General features: G+C 65.9%; 24 protein-coding genes and 1 pseudogene. 10 read left to right on the forward strand and 15 right to left on the reverse strand.

Annotation, left to right across the window (positions count from 1 at the left end; genetic code table 11):
• Nucleotides 1-19 precede the first annotated feature (19 nt).
• Entirely contained in the window at nt 20-1,042 is a 1,023-nt protein-coding gene (locus tag ACN261_RS08180) for a hypothetical protein (protein ID WP_425849313.1), read from the reverse strand.
• 647 nt (nt 1,043-1,689) lie between these two features.
• Here ACN261_RS08180 and ACN261_RS08185 point away from each other — a divergent pair.
• Nucleotides 1,690-2,115 carry a hypothetical protein gene (locus ACN261_RS08185; RefSeq protein WP_425849315.1) on the forward strand — a complete coding sequence of 142 codons (426 nt, stop codon included), beginning with the start codon at nt 1,690-1,692 and terminating at the stop codon, nt 2,113-2,115.
• A gap of 242 nt (nt 2,116-2,357) precedes the next feature.
• On the opposite strand, the gene ACN261_RS08190 is transcribed toward ACN261_RS08185, so the two are convergent.
• Complete coding sequence (locus ACN261_RS08190; protein ID WP_425849316.1) at nt 2,358-3,941, reverse strand: IS1182 family transposase; 1,584 nt, start codon at nt 3,939-3,941, stop codon at nt 2,358-2,360.
• Nucleotides 3,942-4,089: 148 nt separating this feature from the next.
• Between ACN261_RS08190 and ACN261_RS08195 the strand changes: the two genes are divergently transcribed.
• Nucleotides 4,090-4,623, forward strand: coding sequence for an integrase core domain-containing protein (locus tag ACN261_RS08195; protein ID WP_425849319.1), 534 nt, complete (start codon nt 4,090-4,092; stop codon nt 4,621-4,623).
• 67 nt (nt 4,624-4,690) lie between these two features.
• Here ACN261_RS08195 and ACN261_RS08200 read toward each other — a convergent pair.
• Nucleotides 4,691-4,876, reverse strand: a pseudogene (locus ACN261_RS08200) (transposase); the annotation flags it as partial.
• Nucleotides 4,877-5,213: 337 nt separating this feature from the next.
• Complete coding sequence (locus ACN261_RS08205) at nt 5,214-6,086, reverse strand: hypothetical protein (RefSeq protein ID WP_425849322.1); 873 nt, start codon at nt 6,084-6,086, stop codon at nt 5,214-5,216.
• A gap of 315 nt (nt 6,087-6,401) precedes the next feature.
• On the opposite strand from ACN261_RS08205, the gene ACN261_RS08210 reads away from it, so the two are divergent.
• Nucleotides 6,402-6,890: a hypothetical protein gene (locus tag ACN261_RS08210; protein WP_425849325.1), complete on the forward strand. Its 489-nt coding sequence runs from the start codon at nt 6,402-6,404 to the stop codon at nt 6,888-6,890.
• 488 nt (nt 6,891-7,378) lie between these two features.
• On the opposite strand, the gene ACN261_RS08215 is transcribed toward ACN261_RS08210, so the two are convergent.
• On the reverse strand, nt 7,379-7,927 hold the full coding sequence (locus tag ACN261_RS08215) for a hypothetical protein (protein ID WP_425849327.1): 549 nt from the start codon (nt 7,925-7,927) through the stop codon (nt 7,379-7,381).
• Nucleotides 7,928-8,065: 138 nt separating this feature from the next.
• Here ACN261_RS08215 and ACN261_RS08220 point away from each other — a divergent pair, with 138 nt between their 5' ends.
• Nucleotides 8,066-8,848, forward strand: coding sequence for a transposase family protein (locus tag ACN261_RS08220; RefSeq protein ID WP_425849329.1), 783 nt, complete (start codon nt 8,066-8,068; stop codon nt 8,846-8,848).
• Between the two features lie 239 nt (nt 8,849-9,087).
• On the opposite strand, the gene ACN261_RS08225 is transcribed toward ACN261_RS08220, so the two are convergent.
• The 4 genes from ACN261_RS08225 to ACN261_RS08240 all read right to left on the reverse strand — a co-directional run bounded on the left by ACN261_RS08225 (nt 9,088) and on the right by ACN261_RS08240 (nt 16,805).
• Nucleotides 9,088-9,621 (reverse strand): hypothetical protein, encoded by a 534-nt coding sequence (locus tag ACN261_RS08225; protein WP_425849331.1) that lies wholly within the window; start codon nt 9,619-9,621, stop codon nt 9,088-9,090.
• Nucleotides 9,622-9,901: 280 nt separating this feature from the next.
• On the reverse strand, nt 9,902-12,310 hold the full coding sequence (locus ACN261_RS08230) for an RNaseH domain-containing protein (protein ID WP_425849333.1): 2,409 nt from the start codon (nt 12,308-12,310) through the stop codon (nt 9,902-9,904).
• Entirely contained in the window at nt 12,310-15,633 is a 3,324-nt protein-coding gene (locus ACN261_RS08235) for a hypothetical protein (protein ID WP_425849336.1), read from the reverse strand. The genes ACN261_RS08230 and ACN261_RS08235 overlap by 1 nt, the downstream gene beginning before the upstream one ends.
• Nucleotides 15,630-16,805 carry a hypothetical protein gene (locus ACN261_RS08240; RefSeq protein ID WP_425849339.1) on the reverse strand — a complete coding sequence of 392 codons (1,176 nt, stop codon included), beginning with the start codon at nt 16,803-16,805 and terminating at the stop codon, nt 15,630-15,632. The genes ACN261_RS08235 and ACN261_RS08240 overlap by 4 nt, the downstream gene beginning before the upstream one ends.
• A gap of 235 nt (nt 16,806-17,040) precedes the next feature.
• On the opposite strand from ACN261_RS08240, the gene ACN261_RS08245 reads away from it, so the two are divergent.
• From ACN261_RS08245 to ACN261_RS08255, 3 genes are all read left to right on the forward strand, one after another.
• Complete coding sequence (locus tag ACN261_RS08245; RefSeq protein ID WP_425849342.1) at nt 17,041-17,829, forward strand: hypothetical protein; 789 nt, start codon at nt 17,041-17,043, stop codon at nt 17,827-17,829.
• A complete protein-coding gene (locus ACN261_RS08250; RefSeq protein ID WP_425849343.1) occupies nt 17,816-19,066 on the forward strand; it encodes an ImmA/IrrE family metallo-endopeptidase in 1,251 nt (416 codons plus the stop codon). Before ACN261_RS08245 ends, ACN261_RS08250 begins: the two co-directional genes overlap by 14 nt.
• A gap of 274 nt (nt 19,067-19,340) precedes the next feature.
• Nucleotides 19,341-19,631 (forward strand): transposase, encoded by a 291-nt coding sequence (locus ACN261_RS08255; RefSeq protein ID WP_425849345.1) that lies wholly within the window; start codon nt 19,341-19,343, stop codon nt 19,629-19,631.
• Here ACN261_RS08255 and ACN261_RS08260 read toward each other — a convergent pair.
• The 4 genes from ACN261_RS08260 to ACN261_RS08275 all read right to left on the reverse strand — a co-directional run bounded on the left by ACN261_RS08260 (nt 19,580) and on the right by ACN261_RS08275 (nt 22,175).
• Entirely contained in the window at nt 19,580-20,053 is a 474-nt protein-coding gene (locus ACN261_RS08260; RefSeq protein ID WP_425849346.1) for a GNAT family N-acetyltransferase, read from the reverse strand. The genes ACN261_RS08255 and ACN261_RS08260 overlap by 52 nt on opposite strands.
• A gap of 320 nt (nt 20,054-20,373) precedes the next feature.
• Entirely contained in the window at nt 20,374-20,871 is a 498-nt protein-coding gene (locus ACN261_RS08265) for a DUF4839 domain-containing protein (RefSeq protein ID WP_425849348.1), read from the reverse strand.
• Between the two features lie 69 nt (nt 20,872-20,940).
• Nucleotides 20,941-21,867 carry an IS3 family transposase gene (locus ACN261_RS08270; RefSeq protein ID WP_425849352.1) on the reverse strand — a complete coding sequence of 309 codons (927 nt, stop codon included), beginning with the start codon at nt 21,865-21,867 and terminating at the stop codon, nt 20,941-20,943.
• Nucleotides 21,864-22,175 (reverse strand): transposase, encoded by a 312-nt coding sequence (locus tag ACN261_RS08275; protein ID WP_204924187.1) that lies wholly within the window; start codon nt 22,173-22,175, stop codon nt 21,864-21,866. Before ACN261_RS08275 ends, ACN261_RS08270 begins: the two co-directional genes overlap by 4 nt.
• 690 nt (nt 22,176-22,865) lie before the next feature.
• On the opposite strand from ACN261_RS08275, the gene ACN261_RS08280 reads away from it, so the two are divergent.
• The 3 genes from ACN261_RS08280 to ACN261_RS08290 all read left to right on the forward strand — a co-directional run bounded on the left by ACN261_RS08280 (nt 22,866) and on the right by ACN261_RS08290 (nt 25,353).
• A complete protein-coding gene (locus ACN261_RS08280) occupies nt 22,866-23,561 on the forward strand; it encodes a hypothetical protein (protein WP_425849355.1) in 696 nt (231 codons plus the stop codon).
• Between the two features lie 281 nt (nt 23,562-23,842).
• Nucleotides 23,843-24,559 (forward strand): DUF6928 family protein, encoded by a 717-nt coding sequence (locus tag ACN261_RS08285; RefSeq protein WP_425849356.1) that lies wholly within the window; start codon nt 23,843-23,845, stop codon nt 24,557-24,559.
• Between the two features lie 260 nt (nt 24,560-24,819).
• Nucleotides 24,820-25,353, forward strand: a complete 534-nt coding sequence (locus ACN261_RS08290) for a hypothetical protein (protein ID WP_425849358.1) — start codon at nt 24,820-24,822, stop codon at nt 25,351-25,353.
• Between the two features lie 291 nt (nt 25,354-25,644).
• Here ACN261_RS08290 and ACN261_RS08295 read toward each other — a convergent pair whose 3' ends face one another.
• Together ACN261_RS08295 and ACN261_RS08300 are read right to left on the reverse strand one after the other, a co-directional pair.
• Nucleotides 25,645-26,364, reverse strand: a complete 720-nt coding sequence (locus tag ACN261_RS08295) for a hypothetical protein (protein WP_425849360.1) — start codon at nt 26,362-26,364, stop codon at nt 25,645-25,647.
• On the reverse strand, nt 26,361-26,672 hold the full coding sequence (locus ACN261_RS08300; RefSeq protein WP_425849363.1) for a PadR family transcriptional regulator: 312 nt from the start codon (nt 26,670-26,672) through the stop codon (nt 26,361-26,363). The genes ACN261_RS08295 and ACN261_RS08300 overlap by 4 nt, the downstream gene beginning before the upstream one ends.
• Nucleotides 26,673-26,703 lie beyond the last annotated feature (31 nt).

Genomic DNA, 26,703 nt, shown 5'->3' on the forward strand with positions numbered 1-26,703 from the left:
CGGTATGGCTACGGCACCTTCACGATGGAGGCTGGGCGTCGGACGCCCCTTGTTCCTGGCCCGGATTTTGTGCTGCGGATTCCTTGCTCGTCGGATCCTGCGTCAGGGTCGCGCGCCACTCCCGCAGCCGTGTCGTGAGATCGGTGTGGCGAATCAGCACCGCGATGCCACCGCCGGCCACCGCCACCCCGACGCCGATTCTCCCCGCGCCGACCAGGATGTGGCTGCTAGTCAGGTTCGCGATGCCACCGCCAGCGGTCGCCACTCCGAAAGCAATGATCATGACGCTATCCAAGAGGCGGCTGTTGGTTTGCAACGAGATGCCGGTGCCGGTGATCATCATCCCGACGACGGTGGTCATGGCGCTGTCCAGGAACCGGTTGTCGGGGGCGGCCTCGGCGATGCCGGTGCCGATGATCACCATCCCGCCGAGGGTGAGCGCCTTCCCACATAGGGTCGTAAACTTGATGGTCTTGGTTAGCTCGGCCTGAAGCGCGATGTCGTTTCCGATGATCTCAAGTTCTCTATCAGTGAAGATCGGGCTCCCGGTGCCGACGAGAGAGATGCCAGCCAGAAGAGCCACTGCACCGACCAGGGTGAAAGTTACACCCATCAGGATGACGGTTACGCCCAGGATGCTGGTGGTCAGATTCGCGATGCCACTGCCAACGACCGCCACCCCCGTGCCGACGAGCGCTACGTTGAGCAGCAGGGCAAGAGCTGCATCGACAGCGTTGACGGTGAGGACAGCGGTGGCCGCCAAGACAACTGCGGTCAAGGTGGCGTAGGCAGACCAAGGTGCTGGGCCGAAGGCGGCCACGATCGCGGCGAGCAGGGCCAGGGCAAGTAGGGCACGAGCGGTGTAGCGGACCAGCGGGGCACGCGGAGGCAGCCGACGGAGCGAGGCGGCGGCCCACAGGACCGCGCCGGCCACGGTCGCGGCGGCCACGGCAGGGTAGCCGAAATCGTTGCTCACGAGGTTGACGCTCATACCGCCGGCCGGGGCGAGGAAAAGCATGGACAACCGGCTGCGCCAGTCCAACCCGCTCCGTAGGCCCCCGGCTGCGCTGTTGGTCGTCACCCCATCAGCATGACGTCAACGATTGGGTACGGCCACACCCGCCCGCAGCCCCGGTCCGAACGAATCCGTGCCTGAAATGTGGGATCCCGTTGCGCCATAATGGTAATCCCGTGGGTCTTTGGCTAGAAGCCGGATCAGCTCGGGGCTGGTGCCCAGGACCGTTACCACGTCGCCGATGCTCGTGTTCGTAGCGGCGGTCACTAGCCTGTAGCCTGTCCTGCACTCGTCAATCCAGAAGGTTCCGGTGACTGAGCGGAGACGAGCGAGGGCTGGGTCGCCGTCGACCCTGCTTCGCGTGCGCCTTCCGGCGTTCTCACCGCGCCCGAGTAGACCGAAGCAGGCAGCGGCCAGCACCAGCACGAACCGGCCAGTCCGAATCGCAATCGCCGGAGCCTATCTCTGGCCATGCCAGCCGCCCCGCCGCAAGCGCTACTGGCAAACGGAGCAGTGGCGCATCGACTCTGACCTCGACGCTGCGGGTGCCGAGAACCTCATCCATCCTGTTCACAGCCGTCCCACTGCCGACGTGGGCGCGGGGAATCTGACTGGTTTCGGCGACCGGACCTCGGTGAGGCTCGATGCAGAGTGTTCCGCGAGGATGATCGGTTGTGTTGCTGCGACTGGCCTATCTCGATGTGACCAACGCCCTCGCGCTGCTGCGGCTGTTACCGATGAGCGACCGCGACAAGGACGCCGAGATCCTCGCCTTGCGTCACCAGATCATGGTCCTCGGACGGCAACTCGGTGGCGACCGGGTCCGGTTCAACCCGGCCGACCGGGCCTGGCTGACGGCCCTGCTGCACCCGCTACCGCGAACGCTTCTGCACCAGCTGCGGCTGCTGGTACGCCCGGAGACCGTGCTCCACTGGCACCGCGATCTGATCGCCCGCCGGCACGCCCGACAGTCCCGGCCCCGCGGGCCGGTCGGCCGCGAACGGTTCGGTCGATCCGGACGTTGGTGCTGCGCCTGGCCTGAGAGAACAGCGGCTGGGGCTACCGGCGTATCCACGGCGAACTGCTCGTCCTCGGGGTGAAGGTCGCCGCGTCCACCGTGTGGGAGATTCTCCACGACGCCGGCGTCGACCCGGCACCCGAACGCACGAACAGCACCTAGGTAGCTGGTGTTAAACGGCGGTTGACCGGGTCCCGGGCGACCGCCGTTGCTGCCGGCTCGGTGCGCTGGTTCGGGGGCTTCGGGCGCTGAGACCGGTGCCGGGGCGGCGGTGCAGGCCCTTCAGAGCGTTTGCCGGGTGGGGTCAGCGGGGGCCAGTGGTCCTCAGGCGGGGTTGAGGGTCCAGCCGTGGAGGGTGTGGGTGAGGCCGAGGGTGGCGAGTCGGGCGAGGTTGACCGCGGCGGCGAGGAGGGTGAAGTCGGCGGCGACGCGGTGCCGGCCGCGCATGCGGGCGCGTCGTCCGCCATGTCGTCGGCGCATGAGGTGAGCGATTTTGCGTTCGACTTTGGGTCGGGTGGCGCGGTAGTCGGCCTGCCAGGCGGGATGCTGTTGACGGGTGCGGGCGGCGGTGAGGCAGGCTTCGTGGTGGCCGATGGTGATGCTGCAGCCGGTCTTGGAGTCGGTGCACTGCCCGCGCAGGGGGCAGGTGGCGCAGGCGGTGCCGAAGTCGGCTTTGCCGGCGTGGCGGGCGTGGCCTTTGACCGGCCGGATCGCAACGGTCAGGCCGTTAGGGCAGGTCACCGTGGCATCGCGGAGGTTGACCTCGAAGCGGTCCTTGGTGAACTTGCCGGTCGGGGCGACGGGTGGCTGGACCTTGGTCTTGATGTCGATCCCCGCAGTGTCGAGCTGTTGCAGGACCTCGCCGGCGCCATAGGCCGCGTCGCCGTAGACGGCGGTGTCGTCGGCGGTGGCGGTGGTCGTGTCGGTGAGGTCGGCGATGAGCCCGGCGACCGGTTCGACGTCGCCTGCGTTGCCGGCGGTCACCGCGGTCGCGGTGATGACCTCGACGTCCGGGTCGACAGCGATGTGGCCCTTGTAGCCGTCGAAGCCGCGGTGGTTGGTCTTGTGCCCGTGCCGAGCCTCCGGGTCGACGGTGGAGATCACCCGATCCGGGGCGACCTTCCGGGCGATCCGCAGCGTCCCGCCCTCGCCGGCCTCCAGGTCCTGGCCGAGGACGGTGGCCAGCAGCCGCATCGCCTGACCCACCGGTTCGGGCAGGTCGGTGAGCCCGTCGAGGACGGCGAGCAGGGCGTAACCGTCGCGGGCGCGGGAGTCGACGAGGGCGTCGCGGGCGCCTCTGTCGTCCCAGTCGATGACCGGCTTGCCGGTGCTGCTGTAGTCGTCACCGCCCGACAGCACGGCCCGCAGCCGCTCGGCCAGGTCACCGTCGGTGGCGGCGAGCAGACCCCGGATCGCTGAGCGGATCAGCGTGATCGTGTCCATCGTCGCGACCGCGTCATACAGGGGCGTGGAATCCAGGACCCGCCGCCGACCCAGCAGCCCGGCGGCCCGGGCGGCGTCCAACGCGACCTGGAAGATACGGTCCGGACGGTCCGAGCGACGCAGCCGTTCGCGCATGTCGACCAGCACAGTGTGGGCGAACCCGACCCGGCCCGCGCCGTCCCAGCCGCCGACCCCGGCGGCGTAACGCCAGCGGGCGTCGAACGTGAACCGGTCCACCGCCTCCCGGTCCGACAGCCCCTCCAGGCGCTGCAGCACCATCACCGTGGCCACCACCGACGGCGGCACCGACCGGCGACCCACCGCCGCGAACAGGTCGATGAACAACCCGTCAGGGAACAGCGTCTCCCGATGCTCGTGTAGAAATGTGAAGATCGAGTTGGCTGGTAACGCCTCGTCGCAGAACCGGCTCACCGGATCCAGCAGGTCCAGCTGCTGTGAAGCCACACCCAACGCCACACCAGCAAACTACCCGAAATAGATAGAAAACGATGGCCGCCACACCAGTGGCAGCCATCGTTTAACACCAATCACCTAGGCAACGTTCCTGCGCTCCCAAGCCCAAAGCCTGATCGCTGCGGACTTCTTCGAGACCGTGACGCTGACCGGCGCCCGCCTCTACGTCCTCGCGGTGATCGAACACGCCACCCGAAGGGTCCGGATCCTCGGCGCCACGCCCCATCCGAACGCCACCTGGGTCACCCAGACGGCTCGGAACCTGTTCATGGACCTAGAGGACACCGGCTGCCACGTCAAGTACCTGATCCGCGACCGTGACGGCAAGTACCCGGCCCCGTTCGACACGATCCTCGCAGACGCCGGCATCGAGGCCATGCTCACCGGGGTACGGATGCCTCGCATGAACTCAATCATGGAACGGTGGATCCAATCCTGCCGCCACGAACTGCTCGACCGGATGTTGATCTGGAATCAGGCGCATCTGCTGCACGCCCTACGCGAGTACGAACACCACCACAATCAGCACCGCCCGCACCGAGGCATCGCCAACGCCCGACCCCTGCGAGCACTACCCGACCCAATGACCGAACAGGCTAACCTCGCGCGTCTCCACATCCGCCGACATGATCGACTGGGCGGCATCCTCCACGAATACGAGCATGCTGCTTGACCAGCGCGGATGAGGTTATCGGCACCCGCAGGGTTACCAGCGCATCGCCCATCGGGTTCTGCCGGAACTGGGCCTTGACTGTTCGCCGGTAGCGGGCGTTAAGCGATTCGATCGCGTTGGTGGAGCAGATGACTGTGCGGATCTCTAGGTTATAGTCGAGGAACAGGATGAGCTCCGACCAGGCGTTGTCCCACAGGCGGATCAACGCCGGATACCGCGCACCCCACTTGTCGGTCAGGTCGTCGAACGCCGCTCGGGGCGGTCGTGGCCAACGACTCCTAGAACACCCCCGTGCCGTAGTCACCAATTAAGCAGACTAATTCAATTACTCTCCGGCAGCCTCTTCACTGCTAGACGTATCAGAAAAACGCTTTTCGTGGAGCGTTTGAGCGAAGGTCGCGAGGGCACGGGCGTTATTTCGGACGTCATCAGTCCTAGTGAGAACATGTTCGCGATCACTACTTATTGACCACACAATGGCTGGCACCGCAGCCGCATCACTAACCAAATCAGCAAAAAGCTTGTCCGACTCCCTGACGGCGAGCGCAGGGCGGTCCATGGAGACGTAGCAACACATTTTGTTATACACGTTAATGGCAATTGGGGCGTAGCCCAATCTGCGCGCCGCATCCAGATGGCCGAGCGCCAGCCGAGGCGCGGAAGGGATAAGACAGAATCCGAGATTGTTGCGGAGATCCGGATTTTTCCGGGTCCTGCTTGCAAGCGAACTCGAACAATGCGGCAGCTTGTTCGACCTTCCCTTCACTCAACAGTGCACGGGCATGGGGCGCGACCTGATGCGAGAGTGGAGCGGCAGCAATCGAGGCGACTGAAGGCGAGTCTAGGACGGCCCGCGAGGCTATCTGGTGCTCAAGAGCATTCATACGGATGGGCGGCTCGACCGTCAGATCGACGGGGCACGGCGGTGCGCCGATCCCCCGCTGCCAACGCCACTCCGAATGCAATGACTCCGTAGCCCATTCCGAGTAGTAGGTGCTTGAGAACCGATCGACGATCCATCGATAGGCTCTCATCATCTCTTCGTCTGGAGCAGTTACGGGCACACCTGCTACCACTTCTTGCGAAGGAGCTGACAACGCGAGCAAAGACTCGAGATTAGCCACATTCGTAGCCCAACAGATCACGCGCGCGAAAGCCACCGTGACAGGTCCCGCTCCATGGCCAGCAAGAAGCCCTCGGATCGATTCGTATGCGGCTTCCGGGTCCTTCGGGAACTTTCTGATCTTCTCTTTGACGGCGGGGTGGTCGAGCTGGAATACTGTCCGCCAGTCCGCGTTGATTTCCTGTGAATTTCGGTCAATGGGGAAGAGCTCGCCTAGCACGAGATCAATTAGAATGCAAAGCGCCACTTCGGACACTATCCCGTAACGCACGAGCGCGTCCCCATCGACACCACGCGCGGTCAACTGATCGGTAACCTCGGCCAGTCTGGCGGGATCCATGTGGCGAGCTTCGGATGGCCGGCGGCCGCCGGTAGCTCGCTCAAGCAGTGCCTGCCTCAGGCAGGTGACCAACGAAACCGTTCGCCACCCAGCTACTGGGCCGTCTTGCTCCTCGTTCATCCACGTCTGGCGAGCATCGAACGGCCGATCAACCTCGTCGTCGATTGTGAGCCCCTTGCCAATCGGTCAGTCCCGCTCAGATTTTGCCGTACGGGACGCCCGAGGACAACCCTCCGTGACTTAGCCATCGCCTTCGGGGTTCACCTGCGTTGACACCCAGGATCGTGCATACTATCTTGAGTACAGGGAGGCATCATGGGGTCAACGATCTTCCAAGCCAGCGATCTGACCAACCAGAGACGAGTTGAGTTCCTCGACGCCGCACGTTCCGGCCGCGCACGTCTTCGAGACAAAGACGGGACGAGCCTGGTGATGCTCCCTGAGAGCCACCTGGTCTGGCTAGAAACGATGGCTCGATGGTCAGCCGTTCATCTGAGATTAGAAGAACTCCTTCGACGTGGCGTGATGCCGTCTATCACCGACCTCGGTGATCTTGCATGGCTTCGCGCGTTCGACGTTGACGATCTAGCGGAGTTTGTAGGTGAGTTGCATGAGGCCTTAGTACTCGCGAACGCCGACCAAGACCCCAGCGGACTTGACGAGTGCGTCAACGCGTGGCGTACCACCGCTCGTCAGCTCGAAGATCCTCTTCGTCGACGCATCCTGCTGGGTGACCGCAGCGACGCAGATTTCGAGGAAGCTCCCCGACCCGTGGGGAGCGGTGCCGCTGGCGGGACAGAGTGAGCTCAAGCGCATACGATCCATCTCAACCCGCCAAGCGACCTGGTGGCAAACCACGCGAAAAGCCGACTTACCGCGTTCTAATCCACAAGCGTTACAAGCGACACTACGACCAGCTTGCAGACAAGGTTGGCCTGCAGCAGGCTCAGCAGTTCTGGGACCATTTGGCGAGCATGCCGAACGAAAAGTCGGCTATCGCCTCGATCACTATCCTCAGAGGCCGTGCTGGCAAGTCTGCTGGTGATGGATGGTCACGTGTGCATCACTACGAACTAACAAGCAAGGCGCGCGCAGACTATCGATATCACGACAACTATGTAACTGGGCCGCAAGATGAGCCGCACCGGGTGGTTGAAATCCTGACTATCAACTATGGCAGCCACTAGCTCACTCAGGCGCCGTTACGTCGCGTACCATCGCGATGGTTGCGTCACTGAGTGACGTCCGAGGCACATATTCGATCGAACGGACCGCTCACATCCTCGCTGCGTTCAGGCTTCGACTGCGATGTTGTTGTGGGCAGCGCGGGATGCGGCGATCAGTGACGCGCCGAGGTTCGCCGCTTTCTGAGGGGTGAGCCGGATCGTGGTGCGGTCCCAGAAGCCCGACAGCAGCGATGCGGCCAGGTTCCGAACCGTGTCGTGGCTCATCCCGTCGAGCTTGGTCATGTCGGTGGGGCGCTGTTCCGGGTTGTCGATAGCCAGCGTCACCGAGGGCGGCTCGTCGTACCCGTCGGGGGAGTTGAACGCCTGAAGGTCGACCGTCGCGACCTTGATGTCGTTGACGCATTCGTGGTGCTGGCCGTACACGATGGCCACGTGTCGGTCGTGCAGGCGGACGCCGTCTTCGGTAAGGCACTCCCCGCCGCACCACGCCGGGCACTGCGGCTCGGCCGGCTTGGCGGGTGGAAGCAGGTAGCCGGCGTGCGACCACATCGCGAAGTCCACCATCGCGTCCAGCGCCTGCTCCTCGGTGCAGTTCAACCGCGCGGCCTGCTCAGCGATGCTCAGACCCTGCTGGGTAAGTCGCTCGGCGACCACGCCGCGGAACACACTGAGCCTTTTCCAGGCTGATCTTGCAGCTCGGCGGGTGTGGCGGACCCGATGATCGATGGGCGCGAGGCTCCAGGTAGGACAGCAAATCGACCAAAACCCGATGCCCCGACCGGGAGCCTCGCCATGCTGTCCTACCCCGCCACGATCCCGTTGTCCAACCGGACCCTGAACCACCTCGCCGAACGCATCCGCTCCCACCGTAAGCAGCGCCGGTTCCGCTGGCGGCGACTGAGCCCAGGCCGGCAGTCGTTACTCGCCCTGGCCCATCTGCGCAACGGCGACACCTACACCCGCCTCGCCGCCGGCTTCGAGATCGGCGTGGCGACTGCCTGGCGCTACGTCCAGGAAGCGATCGCCCTGCTCAGCGCAGCCGCCGAAGAACTCGACACCGCCATGCGGCGCATCCGGCTGCTGGCATACGCGATCCTGGACGGCACCCTGATCCCGATCGACCGCGTCGCCGACCAGAAGCCGTACTACTCCGGCAAGCACAAACGTCACGGCGTGAATGTGCAGGTCATCGCCGATGCAGTCGGTCGACTCGTGTGGGCCTCACCAGCCCTGCCGGGTTCGACCCACGATCTGACCGCCGCCCGGGATCACGGCATCATCGAGGCCCTGGCCAACACGGATGTGATGACCTTCGCGGACAAGGGGTATCAGGGTGCGCGAGGTAGCGTGCGCACACCGTTCAAGCGGCGCCGCTTCCGGCCGAAGCTGTCACGCCGACAGAAGGCCGTGAACCGGGCGCACGCGAAGATCCGTGCTCGCGGTGAACGCGCGATCGCCACCCTCAAGACCTGGAAGATCCTGGCCAAGCTGCGCTGCTGCCCACACCGCGCGACCGCGATCGTGCAGACCATCCTCGTGCTGCACCACGTCGAAGCCAACCGCTACGCAGGATGAAAATGGCTCACTGATCTTCTGCTCGGCTGTCAGGCCCTCGTCGTGGACCACCAGATCGACCACGGTCTGGTCGAGGCGCGACCGGTCCGGCCTCGGCGCTGGACCGACAGATTCGGCCTCGAGCAGCTGGTTGCCCGTATCTCGCGCCATGGCCACAACTCGTCCGACCGCCGTCCGCACATGCTCGGCCTCGTCCAGCGTGAGACACAACGCCGCCGTCGCGCCCTCGATCACGAACTTCACCATCGGCTCGACCGCGTCGGCGTGCTGCTCCAGGTCGACCTCCAGCCCCGGCGGCCGGTACGTCCCATCGCTGCACGACTCGCCGGCAGTATGACCGAGCTGTGCAACGACAACAGCACAGGCGGCGAGTCGTCTGGCCAGTGGATGCGATCCTCGAGATGGTCGCCGTCCTCGTGCGTTGCGACACACCAGGACGGACACGCACGCTTCAACCAGTACGGCCGGTGCGTCCGACGGGCTGCCGTGACCGCCTTCCTGATGGAGGTGGCGAGGTAGCCGGCGTCGGCCAGACTGAGCGGATCCGGAACGGACACGACCAACTCCGCTGGGGTGCTCTCCTCAGGCTGGTCAAGGTGCTCCAGTGAGAGGATCTCCACCGCCATCCCGCCGACCCCACCCTTGTGGGTCTCCATCACCATCCGGGAGTGCCCCCGGGCCCGGTCGCCCGGACTACCCGACTCCTCCTCGGCGTGGACCTTGACGCACCACGACGGGCAGCCGCCAAGGTTCGCCCTGATGTTCGAGCTCACGATTTGGTTCAACAAAACAGCCATATCGAAAAGTTTGCACATGGCTATTGCGCGAGGATGGACACCGTGTCCACCAGGCTGGCAGCGCGGTAACCGGAACCGGTTCTCGACTGGGCGTTGTGGTTCGAGAATCGGGCGTTGCGTTGCGATGCGCGGGTTGGGTGGTGAGCCTCTCCGTCTTCCCGATCGGCGGTCACGCTGGGCCGCGTGTGCCAGAGTCTCGGTCCAGTATGCGTGTAGTGACCGGCCGTGCGCGGGCCTCTTCGGCCGTTCGCCCACCTCAGCGTGCAGCCGTCTTGCGCCCGGGATGATCCTCCAAAACCTGTCGAGCGAGGTGTACGGGCGCGGTTCGGGCTGTCCGCCCGTCCCAGGCCAGCGAATGCCCACAGAGCCGCGCGCTGAGCGCCGCGAGGTGTTGGCGCTCGAAGGCGCCGTGTTCGAGGAGAAGGAACTCCGTGCAGGTCATCGCGTGCCAGGGCGTCCGGAGCTCTCTTGCCTCCGCGAGGTCGAATCGCGTCTGACGATGGCCGGCTCTGACGCTGGACTGGAACGCCTTGTCGCTGCGCGATCGGTTGATCAGGTAGTAGGTGTCCTGGTGTGCGCCGGGAAGGTGGTAGAGCCGTTCGGTGGCCGGGACTACACCGTCGTCAGCGCTCGCCCGCTTTCCGATTGCCCTGACAGGTTGTGGCAGCTTGCCGTCTGATGCCGTGTTGACCCTGACCAGTGAAATGTCGGCTGGATTGATCATTCCGAGGTGGGGCAGCGCATCGAGCTGTCCGTGACCCAGGTTCTTGTTGGTAGTGCCGGACCACAGTGGGTACCGGTTGGAGCCGTCGATGTAGATGATCATTGGGATGTCGTCGTAGCGGGTGCGGAGCTGGTGCAGGGCCCGTTCTGTGTAGGCCCGCGCCAGTGCGGTGCGGGTGGCGGGGTTCGGGTCGTTGAACTGGCTCAGGTCGGTGGCGTGATGTGCGGCGATGGCGGCGGGAAGGTTGTTCCAGCCGTGGGCGTCGGGGTGGTAGCCGAGCATGTACCAGGGTGTGTCGGTTCCGTCGCTGATGAGGGCGGAGAGGCTGATCATGCGGGTGGCGGGTTGGTTCTGTTCGCGGGTGTAGAGACCGACGATGACGCATGGCTGCGGCTGCAGGGGGCGCGAGAACACCCGGGTTGGTGTGGTGGCGGTGAGTCCCGCTGCCCGGAGGAGGTCTCGTACGGCGGCATTGGCGGGGTGGTCGACGGTGCCGGGCTTGGGCGTTGACGCTGGATCGATGAACTGGCTGACGGTGCCGTGGGCGGCCAGGGCGCGGCGAAGCTGTGGCTTGGGGTCTTCGGTGGGCTTGGCTGCGGCGAGTTCCTTGTTGCTCTCGGCGAGTACGAGGTGCAGGGCGTCGGGGGTCCTGGTGGAGATGATCTGCTCGGCGAGGGTGTTCCGGGGGCGCATGGGTCCGGGAGTGACCAGCATGTCGGTCTTGGCGCTGTCGAAGGTGATGGTGAGCGCGCCGTCGAGGAAGGTGTTCTCCGCGGTGGTGAGGCTGTTCTCGGGGAGGTTGAGTACTTCGGTGAGCGCCTGGGCGGACCGGTGGCGCTGTAGGTCGTCCTGGTAGACGACGCTGATGTGGATCGGCCGTGCTGCCGCGTTGACGGCTGAGGCGAGTTTCGCGTGCCGGTCGGGGTCGCCGGGGGCGTCGATGTTGAGTATGGGTGTGGTTTCCAGGACGAGCGACTCGGTGTTGAGCCTGGCGGTGGCGTGCTCGAGCACGCAGTCGAGGAATCGGCGGCCCGGTCCGGAGCCGATGGGGTGCCTGTCGGGTGTATTGGCGTGTCGGGCGCGGATGCGGGGGTGGGCCGCGAGGAGGTCATCTGCGGTGAAGTTGGTGGGCACGCCGCGGATGCTGAAGGAGTCGACAAGTTGGGGAAGGAGCCCGGTGATCACGTTTCGGTTGGTGGGGCGATCGTAGCGGTGTTTGGCGGTGAGCAACATGCCGGTGTCGTCGGTGGCGATCCAGAGGCTCTTGGCGTTGCCGGGGAAGCCGGTGGTGGCGCTGATGTGGGCGTCGAGGTTGAGCAGGATGCCGGGGTAGCCGGGGACGGTGATGGGTTCGAGACTGATGTAGTGGATGCCTTGTTCGGCCCTGGGATGCGTCTCGGGAAGCGGGCGGTTGAAGGCGACGAGGTTGCCGTCGATGTCGGGACGGAGAAGCAGGTCCGTACCGTCGGGGAGCTTGAGCGCGCCTCGGAGGAGTTCAATGGTGCGCCAGGTGGCGACGTCGAAAACCCAGTTGGGGATATCGGCGTGCGTCACCGTGCCCGCCTGGAGGTACTTGGCGATGTGGATCGTGCGTGGCTTGGTACGGCGTAGCAGTGGGCCGAGGAGGTCTTCGAATGGCGCGCCGTGCCGGGCCGCGAGGTCTTGTTCGAAGGCGGCGAAGAGCCGGCTGATGATGGCGGTGTCGATCTTCTTGCGCATCAGGAGCAGGGTGCCGGGGCCGTCGGGGTCCTTGCAGATGGTGGCGTAGTCGCTGGAAACGTAGCGCAGGCCGAGGCTCAGGTCCCTGTACGGCAGGTTCTTCGGGTGCCGGGTGTATCGGCGGTTCAGGTCCTGCCAGGTGTCGTTGACCTCGCTGCCGAGGGTGTAGCCGTGGATCTTCTCCGCCATCGCTTCGGTGTAGGGAAAGGCCAGGGTGCGCATCAGGGGTTCCTGTCGTTGATGCCGGCGAACGTGAAGAACGCGTCGATGGTGGTGCCGTAGATGGAGCGGACCTGGTCCAGGTGGTTGTCGTCGCGCCATCGCTGGTGGAGGTTGCGGATGAGGGAGGCGAAGTCGCTGCCCGGTGCGGCGCCTCCTCGGTGGAAGGCGTTGTCGACCAGGTGAAGAGTGGTGTTGGTGCCGCCACGCCTTGCGCGCCCGGCGAGTTGGATCAGGTCGGCTAGGACGTCGGCGAAGATCGCGGTTCGCACGTCGGGAGGCAGGCGCCCGAAGGCGGGGTTGGACCTGTTGATGAGCTCCAGGTGTTTGGCGGCGATGCGGTGGCGTTCGTCGAGTTCCTCGCGCGGGTCCTCGCCGGGGTGCCGGTTGCGGCGGGCGTGGGCACCGGTGTGGGCAACCAGTGCGGATGGTTCGTCGATGAGCTTGATGGGTCGGACGCATACCCAGATGGAGTCGAGCGCGGACCGGTGGCCGACGACGATGTTGAGCCCGCGGGCAACCCGTGCGAAAGGTGAGATCAGCACGTCCCTGCCCGTGCCCGGGAAGGTCCGCAGCCGGCTGGCGGGTATGGCGAGTACGTCGTCGGGGATTTGCAGGCCGCGGCGGTCACCGGCGGGAACGGCGACGGCGATGCGGGTGCGGTGGGCTCCCCCGGCGATCAGGCCGCGGCAGAGGGCGAGCATCTGGTCGTAGGAGTTCGTGACGAGTAGGACCCGGGCACGGTCGCGGCGTTCGGTGTCCCGGTGGTCGTGCAGGTCTCGCAGTCTCTGTTCGAGGATCTGGTCCCAGAGGCCGGATCCGATGCCTTCGAGTAGTTGGGCCTTGCGGTTGCGGGCTGCCCCGGAGATGACGATCCCGCGGTTGGTCGTGTGGTCGTTGACGGACGCGTTGCTGACGGTCAGCCTGCCAGTGCCAGTGCCGGCGATGTCGGGGTAGTAGCAGGCGACGTCGGCATGGACGTGGTTGGTGGGGGAACCGGGTAGGTAGGCGGTCGCGGAGAGTCCGACGATGACTCTGGGCGCGCCCGTGAGCGCGGGAGCCGTGGTGATTCCGAGGTCTGCGGTGTAGGTGTGTGGGTCGCCGGAGAGGATCTCTGCGGTGAACTGTCGGTCGGAGCGGCTCTCCGGGTCGCCGGTGACGGCGAATCCGAAGACCGCTCGGCCGATCGGTCCTTCGGGTGTTGCCTGCCAGGAGGGAGCTCGGTCCAACGCGGCTTCGACGTCGTCGGCGAGCCGCATGCCGCTGTCGCGCATCAGCGGCAGTAGGTCTTCCAGTTCGGCGAGCCCTTGCTGGAGTTCGCCGAGGAACGCCCTGCGTAGGAGAAGGTGGGCGGTCTGGAGCTGCCACGCCGAAGCGGTGGGGTCTTCCGGATCGTCGTCCTTCCCGGTCTGACGGCCGCAGTCCGTTTCCTCCAGGTCGGCGTCGGCGTCCAATTCACCGTCGTCGGTGGTGGGCGTGGTGATCGTTTGAATCGCACTGACGATGCCTTGGCTTCTTTTGTGGATCAGGTCGGATTCCGGTTCGTCGGCGACGACGAGGCGCAGTTCCTTGCGTAGGTCCGCCCAGCCGGCGGGTAGCGCGTCAGGGTCGGGTTCGTTCTGGGTGAACAGGGATTTGAACCTGTCGAGTTGGTCGTCGCTGGGGCGGTCTTCGAGTTCGTTGAGGCCGAAGAGGCGGCAGGCGAGGAGGTTGTCCCATCGGCGTGGCAGGTGCAGCCTGGCCTGTTTGGGGCCGAGTGGGTCCTGCGGGTCGATGAACCCGTTGACGACGGCGGCCAGGTAGCGCTCGGAGAGGAACTCGACCCGGTGGATGGCCCGCTGGAAGGCGAGTTCGAGCTCGCCCGGCACGTTGTCGGATTCGACCTGTTCCTTGCGCTGGTCGTCGAGCTTCTCCAGGAGCAGCTTCTGCGTGTCACGACGAGCCAGGACGAGGGTGCGGCCGGACTGGGCGACCGCATGTCCCTGGAAGGCGTCGACCTCGTCGACAAGGACGATGTCGGCGCGCCGCAGCAGCAGCTCCTGCGCGCTCATCCGTCCGTGGAGTGTGCCGTTCGTGATGACGGGAAACGGCACCGAGCCCTGCTGGAAGTAGGCGTGGTTGGTGACGATGATCTTGGCTGGGCCGGCGGCTTGCCGCCATGGCGCCCACTTCTCGCAGGCTCCGATCAGAGGGCATCGGTGGCGGCCTTCGACGCCGGGCTCATGCAGGTCCGTGCAGGGTTCCTGGCCTGGCTGCCATGCGGCGCCTTCTTCGTCGCTCAGCATGCAGGAGTAGCCGAGCTCCTGCCAGGTCCACCTGGCGCCGGCCAGATCCTCCGGTGCGTCGTTGGTGCGCTGGATGGCCACTTCGATGAGCCGCCGGTGGGACATGAGTGCGACGACGGGGATGTCGAGGCTCAGCGCCGCGAGGTCACTGCGGATGGCCGCGACAAGATCCAGCGTGCTCTCGACATCGGGGGTGAGCAGGACAATGGTGCGGCGGCCTCCTCTGTGGCTGGCGAGGTGGGTGGCGGCGACGCGCATCCAGACGCTCTTGCCGGAACCAGTGGGAGCGATCATGAGCTGGAGTGGCCCTGCCGCGAGCTTCAGCCGGTCGACGGGTTGGCCCTGTGGCGTCCGCAGCTCCCGTGAGAATCCGTCCAGGACCTCCGCTAGGCGGAAGGCATCGTCACCCCGCTTCTTGTCGATCAGTTCGGCGGTGGCGTGCATGTCCGCGAGGTCGGCCACCACCTCGGCTGGCGCGGCGGCGTCCAGAACCGGGACAGGCGGGTAGGGCATCGGCGCCCGCGGGATGAGGTAGGTGTTGCGCCGGAACTCGTCGCGGCTGGGGCCGGCGAGGAAGACCGATGAGCTGTAGCGCCTGTCGGCCAGCGCCTCTGGGGGGACGCGCAGCGGGGATGAGGCATCCTCCAGTTCCTGCAGCGCGGCAGTGATCAGATCACCGACCGGCACACCGTCGATCACCTGCAGGAAGTCTCCGGCCTCAAGGTAGCGGGGCGACCGGTTGTTGCGCAGGTGCTCGGCGAGGCTGACGCGCAGGCCTCCCTCTGTGGCCAGGCGGCGAGGGCGCAGATGGATGAGGCGGTCGATCGCATGTCGTTGCGTGGCGGTGAGGCCGTCGCGCCAGAGGCTCCACACCCCGAGCTGGCCGGAGAGGAGGAACCGCGCGTCGCGGGGGTCCACTGCGGGCGCGCCTTCCCAGGTCTCGGTGGGGAAGAGCTGTTCGGCCAGGCCGAGCGCCAGACGTAGCGACGGTCCGACGAGGAACCGGTTGGCGGTCCTGTGGAAACGCGAACGGCTGCTCATCCGGCTGCGGCCCTCTTCACCTCGGTGAGGAATCGGTGAGACGTCGTGGCGAACCGGCGCCGTGATCCGGTGGCAAGGCGCAGCCGTTCGTTGAGGACCGCCACATGGCCCGCCCGGTAGTCGGGGACGACGATCAACAGGTCAGATTCGCCTATGCTGCCCCGACGCAGCAGCTCGTTGGCCAGCCGCGCGGGGTCGGTGTAGTCCTTGACATCGACCCGCCAGGGCCGCCGTCGTCCTGGTGCCCTCACTTCCAGGTCGTACCGGTCGACGTACGGCCACAGTCTCGCGGTGACGCCCGGCATCATCTCGAGTTCGCGGTGCAGGCGGACCTCCTCACAACCAGGGATGGTCGAGTACCGCCACGCCGGCCGGACGAGACACACCTGATCCTTGACCGGAACCGCAGTGGTGACCTGTGGTCCGCCCAACTGCGCGGCACGCTCGACGTTCCACGCACCGGCCACCGGTGCGCGGCCCTTCACCGCCTTTACGGTGATCGAACCGCCGAAAGCCTTCGTGTGCGGCGGGTAGGCACAGGCAAGCCGACCGAGTTGGTACCGCATCGGGTACCGGCACACGGGGCACCCGAACCAGTAGTGCTCCCCCTCGTGCGCCACCCACGCCCATGCGGGGATCTCCTCGACCAGGCCCTCGCGGGGCAGCCCTGCGGCCTTGATCGCGTCGATCACCTCCGACATCTCCCCCGCCGCGTGTTCGATGACGGTCCGTCGCGCTCGCCGGTACCCCTCCTCCGTGCCCGTAGCCAGCATCTGTCCGTAGAGCCAGCCCTGCACCTTCTCCGCGCTCAGACGCGGCACCGACCAGCCGACGACATCGGAGGCCGTCATCGACGGCGCGAGGTTCTCCATCAGCAGGTCAGTGGCAGCAGCACTTAGCTGTCCGTCCTCCACCAGCAAGACCTCGTCGCACGCTTCCCTCAGTGCATCCGGCAGAAGCCCGGACAGCGGGCCGGTCAACAGGTCGGTGAAGTCCACCAGGGGCAGCAGAGGCGCACCGTGCGCCAGGTGTGCCAGCGCGACCCGCCCGTGCAGGTCAGCCACCTGCCGCCAGCGCTCGCCGGGCAGTCCCGGCGACATCCAGACACTGGCGGCCTGCGTCACCGTGGTCACGACTGTGTCCCGGCCGAACCTGGTCAGATCCGCCGTCATGCGTCACCTTCCTCCCCCGGCCGCTCATCCTGGGCGACCCGCAACGCCACAACCGGACACCGTGTGCGGCCTGATCGACGTCCACCGCGATCGCGGCGCACAACAGATCACGCCACACCGAAGGCGGTGTGATCTACACAAACACACTCAGCGTCACCGAAGTGGCGTCATTGCGCTCAAAACTAAAGCACAGATGCTAGCTTTCTGCACGCAGGTAAAGCATGAGGGGAGAACCGTGTCGAAGAAGATCCGGCCGGCAGCGTGGGCGGCGTCCCTGTTCGGCCGCGACGTGGCAGCCACGCTGACGCAGGCCATCCCGTCGGCCATCCAGGCCGCCGTCGGACGGCAGATGGACGGCCACCACGCGGTCCGTCTGACGTCGCGCCACGCCTTCGGTGGAGGCTGGCCAGCGCGGTACGAGGAGCTGGTCAACCACCTCGGTGAGATCCCCGGCGCCCAGACGGTGCGCCCGCTGGGCAAGAGCTACCGCATCGTCGCCATCAACAACGTCGCCGTGCTGCCGGTGGAGTACGCGAAGGACCTCGCGACCGCCTACGACAGCCCTCGCGCCCTGAAGAAGATCAACAAGACGACGCTGGAGCTGGCGCGGCTCTTCGGCCCCAAACCCGATCATGAACAGCCGGCCTTCGAAGGAATGGAGTCCGAGTCGGACGCCCACGCCACCGACCTCCTGCGCGGGCTGGAACCAGACGGTATCGTGATCATCTACTACGCCGCTCACGAGCGGCACGGGCTGCTCAACATCGGATGGGGGCAGATCAGCGTGAGCCAGACCGGCACAGCGAGCTGGGTATCCGCACAACCCCTGCTCGTCCCGTCCGCAGACCCGATCCCCGGACTTCGCCTGGTCACCCAGCCGTCGGCCTCGACCGCGTCGCCGCGATTCGACCAGGCCGAGCTGGCCAATCCGACGCTGCGCGCCCGTACCGCCGCCGAGCAGGCCACCGTCAGCCCCGTAGCCGAACACAGCGACCACCAACAGCGAAGCGATGCCCAGAACTGACGAGCCCGATGACCTGTTCTCTGCCGGCGGCCTCCCCGTGGAGTCGCCCTCGGGGTCAGCCAGTGCTGTCGCCAGGCAGTTCGACTCGGCACGTCTGACACAAGCTCGCCAACTCGCCGGGCTGACCAAGAAGGAACTCTCCGACCGGGTCGGGGTCAGCGCCGCGGCCATCGGCCAGTACGAATCAGGGGCACGGCCACGCCCCGAGATTCTGATCGCCCTCGCCGAACACCTCGGCTACCCCGTCGGCTTCTTCCAGGTCGGGCGTCCCTACGCCCGCCTCGACTCCTCCGCAGCGCACTTCCGCCATCTCCGTGAGACACGCTCATACCAACGCGCCAAGGCCGTCTCCTTCACCGAACAGGTCTGGGAACTCATCTACGCCCTCGAACGGCGCGTCTTCCTGCCCCACGTAGACCTTCCCGGCTTCGCCGGCGGCGAGATCCACCCCGGTGCAAGCCTTCCCACCGAGCCGGTCCAAGCCGCCCGGGCTCTTCGCAAGCACTGGAATCTCGGCACCGCGCCCATTCCCCACCTCGTGCGCACCCTTGAGGTCCACGGCATCGTCGTCGTTCACGCGCCAGCCGACGGCGACTTCCGTACCGTGGACGCCTTCTCGACCTCCCGGCTACCGCGGCCGTTCATCGTCATCAGCCGCGACCGATCCCAGGACGTATACCGGCAGCGCTTCACCGCCGCACACGAACTTGCCCACCTCGTGCTCCACGCCGACGCCCTGCCCGGTGACACCCGCCACGAACGAGACGCCGACACCTTCGCTGCAGAGTTCCTCACCCCACGCGACAGCATCATCCCCCTCCTACCCACGAGAGTGAACTTCGCGGCGTTCGCTGAACTCCAGCGAACATGGGGTACCTCGATCCAGAGCCTCATCTACCGCTGCCGAGAAGTAGGCCTCTACACCGACACCACTGCGACACGGGCCTACCAACGCCTCAACCAGTCCAAACCAGCCCTGGAACCCATCGACGGCTTCCCCGGCGAACAGCCGACCCTCCTCAGAAAAGCCTTCGAACTAGCCACCGATCATGGGCTGACCATCACCGCGCTGGCACAGGAACTACGCTGGCCGGTGGAACGCGTCCGGCAGCTACTCGGTGCCATCACTGACCGCCCATCGCTCAACCTCATAGCCGGCGGCAAGGCGACGGAACCCATGAAACCAATGACCGATCGAGTCCGTCACCTGAAAGCCGTCATTGCCGACACAATGTAACGACCTCAACTGGACGACTTCCCTATCAGGGCCAGCACCTGCGGAACATGCTGGCTATGGGCGTGATCCGGCAATTCTCCAAGTGCCTGATGCGGTTCTGTGGCCCGTTCCCTGACGTTGGAGCGCCCATCGTGAGCCACCCCCCTCTTTCATGGAGCTTGACCATGGTCTGATGGCCGTGGGGGAGAAAGTCGTTCGTGTCAGCACCGAAGAAGTACCCCGATGAGCTCCGTCAGCGCGCTGTTCGCCTGTACCGCGAGTCGGAGCCGAAGCCGTGATCCGGCGTCTGGCCGAGCAACTCGGCGTGCATCACGAGGCGCTCAGGAACTGGATCCGCCAAGCCGAGGCAGACGCCGACGAGCGTCACGACCGGCCGACCAGCGAGATGGCCGAGGAGAACCGCCGGTTGCGCAGGGAGATCACTGAGCTGCGGCGGGCCGGGCTATGCGAAACCCCGCAGTCAAGCAGCTCGTCCGTTTACACCCGATGGGCAAGGGAAGCTGGCTCTCAGGCTCAGGAGCCCATCTGCAAGCGCTGCAGGATCTCCGAGACGGGAGCGCCGTAAGCCGCCAAGTAGCTCCCCGGCGCCAGCGAATTCAAGCCGCAGGTACGGAAGAAGGCAATGTGCTCAGCGGCATCGGCCTCACGCTCCTGCGGCATGAGTACCAGAAAGGATAGACCCGCAGAGTGGGCACCCTCGGCGACACGGCGCATAAGGGCTCGGCCCACGCCCTTGCGCCGGTGCTCGGAAGCTACCGCGATGGCATGGACAAAGGCGTGGTCGCGGCCGTGGCCGGGCGGCACCTTCGACCCGTAGTCGCCGTACGCAAAATTCGCGATGACACCGCCGAGGACCTCATGGTCGACGTTTGATTCCGCGGCGACCCAACACGGCAGGCCCTCAGTGTCACAGCCGAGCTGTTCAGCTTCCAGGATGTCTTCCAGCGCGGCCAGGTCGCCGAAGGTCGGCTGTCGCACCTCGATCACCCGGCCACCGTAACGAACCTCCGCATGGTGGTCACTCGCCCGGATCATCTCTCGCACCCGCGAGATCACACCCCCCACCCTCGTCGTCGGTGACGACGGGCGCAAGCTCGACCTGCGTGCTGTATCAGGCCGGACCGAGAAGAAGGGGCGCGCCGGGCCGGCTCCAGCTGGAGGCGAGGGCGTTACCCACCATGAGGGCCCCCAGATCCAGCGCCGACGCACTCGTCCCCCAGCCCTCGATCAGCCCAACGGCTAGCGAGAAGCATCGAGGCCTGCCCCTTCGGAGGCCGGCCCCCTTGCCGTCCACGGGCGGCCGGATCTCACCTCGCGGTGAGCGGGGACTCCGAGTCGTTCGGGTCCTCGTCAATCAGGTAGTACTGGAACGGCTCAAACTCGTGCATGACTCCGGCCAGGGCCTTCACATGCACGTTGGTGCCCTTCGCCAACTTTTCCGTCGGGTCCTCGTGGCCGTACCAACTCAACTGGAAGACGGGGCCGCTGTGCTTCTCGTCCGACGCGTCGCCCGCCATCACGTCGATGGTTGATTCGCCGTTGTGCTCGCGCGGGTTGATGTAGATATCAGAGACAAAGCCGTCAAATTGGATTGTCTTTGCCTGAAACTTCTCAGCGGCCGCTTCGACCGTCTTCCCATGCGGCGGGCCCGCCAGAAGCGCTGCAAAGTCAGGGTTATTCTCGACCGTGACTGTCCTCGGTGCCTTCGCCTTCTCACTTCCCGCGTCCGAAGATTCGGCTTGCGCAGCCTTGCAGCCTACGAGCAGTGCAAGCATGGGTACAACCAGGGCGGCCATCTTCCTCATGCGGCGGAAGCATGCCAGCTGTTGCCCCAGCCGGCCAACTGAGGTTCCCCCGGTTTGCCGGAGGGTTAGTTACCTGGCGCCGGTGGGCTCAGGCTGAACGATAGCCGTCTGGTCGTGTCGGGCCTGGTGGGTGTGCCAGGCGGTTTCGTACTCGTCTGGGGATCGCCAGCCGAGGTCTTTCTGGATGCGGCGGGTGTTGTACCAGCCGTCGATGTAGGTGAAGATCGCGTTCTCGGCCTCGTCGCGGGTGCGCCACGAGTTGCGGTAGACCAGTTCGATCTTCAACGTCGACCAGAAGTTCTCCATCAGGGCGTTGTCGTAGCTGTCGCCGACCGACCCCATGGAGGGCAGGATGCCGTTGTCGGCCAGGCGTTGGGCGAAGCGGAACGACGTGTAGTTCGACCCGCGGTCTGAGTGGTGGATCAGTTGGCCGTCGCGGACGTCGCGGGACCAGATGCCGTATTCGAGGGCGCCGAGGATCAGGTCGGTGTCGCAGCGGTCAGAGCAGCGCCAGCCCACGATGCGGTTGGAGAACACGTCCCGCACTGCGGCCAGCCAGAACACGCCCTCACCGCAGGGGATGCGGGTGGCGTCGGCGACCCACAACCGGTTCGGCGCCGCAGCCGTGAACTGCCGGTTCACCAGATCGGGAGCCGGTGTCGCCTTCGGGTTCGACCGGGTCGACGGGATGCGCCACTTCCTGCGCAGGAACGCCCCTTGCAGGCCGGCGGTCCGCATCAACCGCTCCACCCGCTTGCGACCCACCTGGCGGCCCTGCCGGCGCAGCATGGCGTGCACCCTTGGACTGCCGTAGGTGCCACCCGATACGTCGTGGATCTCCGCGATCTCCACCGCCAGTTCCGCATCCTCCCGCCGCCGAACACACGGGTTGGCGGCCTGGGCGAGCCAGCCGTAGTAGGTCGACGGGGCGACGTTGAGGACCCGGAGGACGGGCTCGACCCCGAAGCGATCGCGTAGCTCGTTGACGAGCGTCACGACCGTCGCCGGGTCGGGTCGAGTTCCGAGGCGAAAAAAGCCGACGCGGCTTTCAGGATCTCGTTGGCCCGCTTCAGCTCGGCATTCTCCCGCCGTAGCCGGCGCAGCTCCTCAACCTCCGAGGTCGTCGGCCGGTCGTCACGCTGACCGCGGTCGGCCTCGTCCTGGCGGATCCAGTTGCGCAACGCTTCGTGATGCACACCAAGCTGGCGTGCCAGCTGCCGGATCACGGGCTTCGGGTCCGACTCCCGATACAAGCGCACCGCACGTTCACGCAGCTCATCGGGGTACTTCTTCGGTGCTGCCACGGATGACTCCCTTCAGCTCCATCAGAGCATGATCGAAAGCCTCCGAGCTGCCGGGGGAACCTCAGGTGAGCAGCCCACGATGCCGGACAATCTCTTCCCTGGCAGACGCGTGATCCAAGCCCATGACCACCGCTTCCCTTCCTCCAACGGCACCCGTCCCCGGTCTCGACGCGGTCCGGACGCGCCCGTCGCGGCCTCACCTCTACGGGTGCCGCCGCACCCGGAATGCCTCCCGACGCCACTGACGCCTACCGTCGGTGGTGGCCGGCCAGCCGCCGAACCCTCAATGCCAGGAACAAGTAGAAGCGGGTCGACGCGTGTCGAACACCCTCGACACGAACCTTCGACACGGCCCCCGCCGCGTCAGGTGCGACGAGTACGGCCGTGTTGTCGGCGTGCGGCTTCGAGCGCAGAGCCGGGGCTGCCACCGAGTACACGACAGCTATCGACATCTGCGAGTGCGGCTGCGGCTCACGCTCTTGAAGATTGACGACAGTCAGTCATGTTGGTCGACCGGCGGCGTACGGATTTGCCAAGAAGAGTCTGCTGTTGGGTGCGGGCGCCTCCGCGAGCGGGTTTGTGGGTGAGCGCCGGTGATAGGTTTGCCGGATATACGTCCTTGATGATCCGAGCTTGTCTGGCCGCGCTCGGGCAGTTCTCGCCCGACGGTCCCGCCGTCGTATGCCGCACATGGCCTCTACCGACATCCGCTCGATGGCCGTCCTGCACGTTGACGACCGGATCGAGGCGGCACCCGACGACTTGATCGAGGCGATGATCAGGTTCGAGGAGCGTTTCGGAGGACTTTGGTACCCGGTCATCGGCTCCAACGGCATGGAGTACGGCCTTGGTGGTGACGCGACGGTTCATCGCGGTCCGTTCGGTCTGGCCTTCACCGGAATCGTGGACGGCGACTGGACCTGGGGCGTCGACGTTCTTGCTGACGGCCGCACCGCTATGGGACCCGGCCAGTGGGCCTACCGCGTGATCGACCGCTCCGTCGATCAGCGTCTGGAGAGCCACGCCATGCAGCTGACGGTCAGTGGCTGGTTCCATCGGACCTTCACCTGCTACACGCCGCGGGAGGTGGTCCCTGTAGTCGACGAGCGGGGTCTACCGCGGCGCGTACCCGAAGCGACCGGCCCGACCGAGTCCTGGTGGCTGGACGACGACGCGGGTGTCGCTGTCCAGACCCAGCTGAGCGCCTGGCCACACGACCGAGACGTGTGGACCATCCGGTACTTCACCCGAGCGCCGGCGCAGGTTGCCGACGCGAACCCGGTCGTCTTCGGGGCGACAATTCACGAGACCGTGCCGGCGCTGTGGTGCACACTGTGTTCTCATCTGGTCGAACCGGGAGGAACCTGCCACCGCCCGCGTCCCTGATCGGTGGGCATGGAATGGCTGGTCCTTGTGCCGCGATCCTTGCGGGCCACGAGCAGATCAAGGTGCATGGGTGCCCTAACTGGGCAATGGCCACCCACCAGCATCCGGGCCTGCCGCGGACCGGGCGTCGCGCAACGTCGCAGTCGACCGATCAAGAAGATGCGTGTTGCTGGGCGGCGGTTACCGCTGCGTGGCGAGCGTGGACGGCCTGTGTAGCCGCCTCGCCGAGGCGAGGGTGAGTGTAGTCTGCGGTGATCATTGACGCTGGGGGCCGATGATCGATGGGTGCGAGTGCCGCACTGCTTGCTTTCACCGAGGGCGATCTGCGCCCTGCTCTGCGGGCAGCGGTCCGGTCCCGCCCGGCGGAGGTCATAGACCTTGTGCGCGAGATGCATCCCGGCTACGAGGTGACACCCATCGGCGACGGCTCGCTCGGCGACCACAGTTGTCCGCCGGACGACACCAGTTACGCGACCGTCCTCGCTAGTGCCGAGCTGCTCTGCGACCTCCGGCTCGTCTGTGACCTCCCATCACAGGTACCTGCCGGGCTGCTCCGCGCCGCAGGGGGCCGGCGGATCATCATGCACGGCATGCACTCGGCCTCCGACTGGCTGCGCTTCGCGGTGTGGGAGAACGGCGAGCTCATCCGCTCGCTGAGCATCTCACCGGCCGCCGGCATCGGAGAAAACATCGGCGAGCCCTACGACTTCGAGCTGCCGTACTGGGCGGGCGAACATCCCGTCGACCCCATGCTCTCCCAGGATCCGTACCCTCTTGCCTTCCACCCGTTGGACCTGGGCGAGCAGGCCCTACGAGCGTTCTTCGGCTTCATCCTCGAGGGCCGACCCGACCCCGACGACATCGATCCGTTCGATGTTCCCCTGCACGGCTTCCGCGTCGCCGACCCGACCGGCCGGGAACAGGCGGAACGCGAAGGCATGATGGAACGAATCCTGCAGAGCATGGAACCGCCACGCCGCCACGCCGCCACCGCCTGATGCCGGACAGCACGCTACGCCAACTCGGCGACGGCGAGATCTGACCCCGAAGAACGATCCGCGAACGCTGTCTACGCGCACGTCCCGACACCGGACCGTTCGAGCCGAGCCATCCAGCCGGCGAATGATCGAATATCCCGATCTGCCGCCGAGCGCCCAGACGTGCTGCAAGTCGTGCCCGGTCCGCCTTTGGCCGCCCCTCGACTCATTGGGCATGCCGGGGCTATGCCGCAGACGAGGTGGTGCGCGACGATCAACCGGTGCAGCGTTTCGACAGCGTCGGTGGTGGCCTGGTGGTGGGTGCCGCCGTACGGGCGACGATCATCAGTCATGAGCGTTGGGGGGTCATGGCCGAAGTCCTCGGGCATGAAACGATCGGCGCGTCGGTCGATGCCGGCGTCATCGACAGCCCGTCGGGCGGACCTCGCGCGCTGCCCGAGGAGTACCCACCAGTCGGCGAGCAGGTCGACGCGGTCGTCCAGGAGATCAGCCGGTACCACCCGCCCGTCTGGATACGCCTCACGATGCGTGCCGCGGACCTACGGGAGTTCAGCTGGCCATGCGGATGCTGCGGTCAGCTGACGATCCTCAGCCCTGGCGGCGACGGCGTCACCGTCGACGTGCGCAGCAGTGAAGGACCGGGATGTGCGTCGTTCGCCGCGCACCGGTCCTGCCTGGCCGGCCGCCTCAACCCGGACTTCAACGGCGACCGCGCACGGGTCAACACCGTGGGACGCGACCAACCGACGCCCCTTAACGAAGGGGCCGAGGCTAACGTCGCTGAGCCTGCTTAATGCTCACCCCCCGCTGGCATAATGAGCGATAGCCAAAAGCAAAGCTAGTGCACCCGCGAATGCGCCGCCGCCGGTGAGAATAGCGGCGGGGATGTTATCGTCCGATGCGTACGAAAGCAGTCCAGCGACCCCACCGATGATACCGGCGAAGAGCAGCATAAGCAGCAGCCACATCCACCGAGGCGCTCGAGGCGAGGACGGGGGCGTAACGAGCGGCGTGCTGGTGGTCAGCATCGGTGTTCTCCTGAAAACGGTGAATGTGCACATCGACGGTGCGGCCTAACATTGCGATTACGGGTTCGACTTTCGAGGTGAGGGGCGCCGCAACTCGTGCCTGAGTTCGAATACCCGGTTGAACTGCCTTGCGACGTAGAGCAGCTGCGCCCCGTATCGCCAGTTTTTCTCGGCGAGGCCGTACAGCTCGGCGCGGAGCTCCTCGCTGTATCGGGCACGCTGGTCTGGCGGAAGGACCCGGACGATGACATCCACCAAGCGCAACGCCTGCCTTCTCGGGTGCGAACCGACGCCAGCCGGCGCGGCGTCTTCGACCCCGTGAGGCTCTGAACTGTGAACTAGATCTCCGGCGAGATCGAGATCGAGGCGGGCTTTGCTGCCATAGATGGTGCCCGCCATAGATCCGAGGAGGCCTTCCAGTTCATCGGCACGGTTGTGAGCAAGGCCGAAGTTCGCCAGGAAGAAACGGGTTCGGGGTCCGTTGTCGCCGAGCCGCCAGACACTGCTCTCCGTAAGGACGAGCGTCCTTTCGTACTCGTTGGCGAGCGTCTCGACCAGATTGTGCACACGCCTGCGGATCCTGATGCCTACGTCCTGCTCGCCGCGACGACCATGTAGGTCATGTGCGATGGCGCCGCTGTCACTGCTCATTCGGGCGAGGACGTCCACCATCGGACGGCCTTGTGGGATGCGTTTCGCCAAGTCTTGCGACAGAGCCGTGAGGATTTCCAGGTCACGGGTGAGGCCTAAGGCGGTGACGTACGCCTTGTGGCTCATGCGACACCGCCCGGGAAAGCCACGCCAATGCTGCGGTAGCTCCTAGCCTCAACCGCAGCCAGCGCCGCACGCGCCTGCTGCGCACCGTCTGGACTCAACCGGTAGTAGCGTCTGCGTGGTCGCCCAACTCGATGCGGGTCGACGTTCTCCCAGCGCGACTCCAGCCACCCCACCTTCTCCAGCCGGGCAAGGATCGGATGGATCGTGCCGCTGGCGAGGTTGGCGCCCTCACATATCTCCAAGCCGTACTTCTCCTCTGCCGGCTTGTCCAACAGAACCTGTAGGACTCGCTGGGTAGCCAGCGTCATCCGCACTTCCGATGGTGGCATAGTTGTAGTC

The organism is Micromonospora sp. WMMD723 (genome assembly GCF_049863385.1).
In the GTDB taxonomy this organism is placed as follows: domain Bacteria; phylum Actinomycetota; class Actinomycetes; order Mycobacteriales; family Micromonosporaceae; genus Micromonospora; species Micromonospora wenchangensis.